This is a genomic window from Gilliamella sp. B2717, assembly GCF_026536675.1.
Lineage (GTDB): Bacteria > Pseudomonadota > Gammaproteobacteria > Enterobacterales > Orbaceae > Gilliamella > Gilliamella apicola_I.
This window is the reverse complement of the sequence record NZ_JAFNNQ010000049.1, coordinates 1-594: the sequence shown is the minus strand read 5'-3', so window position 1 is coordinate 594 and position 594 is coordinate 1. Positions and strand designations below refer to the sequence as shown.

The window sequence follows — 594 nt, the reverse complement described above, 5'->3', positions numbered from 1 at the left end:
AATTTTTATGACAAAATTGCTGTAGCTATAAGGGATATTGCAGGGCGACATTTATTTAATGATGGTAACAAACGCACTGCACAAACAGTTGTTGAACAATTAGTAAATAAAAATAATATGAATTTGTCACCTGTACAAATTCGAAAAGTAATAGATGATGTAGCAACCGGAAAATTAAGAGAAATTGAAGATATATCAAGGGCTTTAAAATATGAAAAATAATTTTAAATTAGAGTGTTATTGGAAAAATATTGAAGCGATAGCAGAAGATGGTGCATCCGTTATTATTAAGTTAGATGGTCAACGGAGTAAAGATAATTTCTATTCTGTTGTTTTATCGGGAGGTAAGTTAAAAGATGGTTTTTTCAGAAAAGATGGTGCGGAACTTGATTTATTGCTTGAAGAGTTAATAGCATATTATGATTCTTTATCTAATTATTGAATAATTATGAAAATATTTTTAGATGATATTCGAAAGCCTCCAAATGGATGGATTCAAGTATATTGGCCTGATGAAATGATAAATTTATTAAAAACTGGTTTTGTAGAAGAAATTAGTTTAGATCATGATTTAGGGGATGATAAAAGAGGTAC

Annotated in this window: 2 protein-coding genes and 1 pseudogene; all 3 read left to right on the top strand. The window is 29.0% G+C overall.

From position 1 onward, the window contains the following. A pseudogene (locus J3U35_RS06500) lies at positions 1-222 on the top strand (hypothetical protein); the annotation flags it as partial. Beyond that, entirely contained in the window at positions 212-442 is a 231-nt protein-coding gene (locus J3U35_RS06495; protein WP_267352117.1) for a hypothetical protein, read from the top strand. The pseudogene J3U35_RS06500 and the gene J3U35_RS06495, both read left to right, overlap by 11 nt. A 6-nt stretch (positions 443-448) precedes the next feature. Continuing rightward, positions 449-594: cyclic-phosphate processing receiver domain-containing protein (locus J3U35_RS11620; protein ID WP_416380688.1), on the top strand; the 146-nt coding region annotated here is incomplete at its 3' end.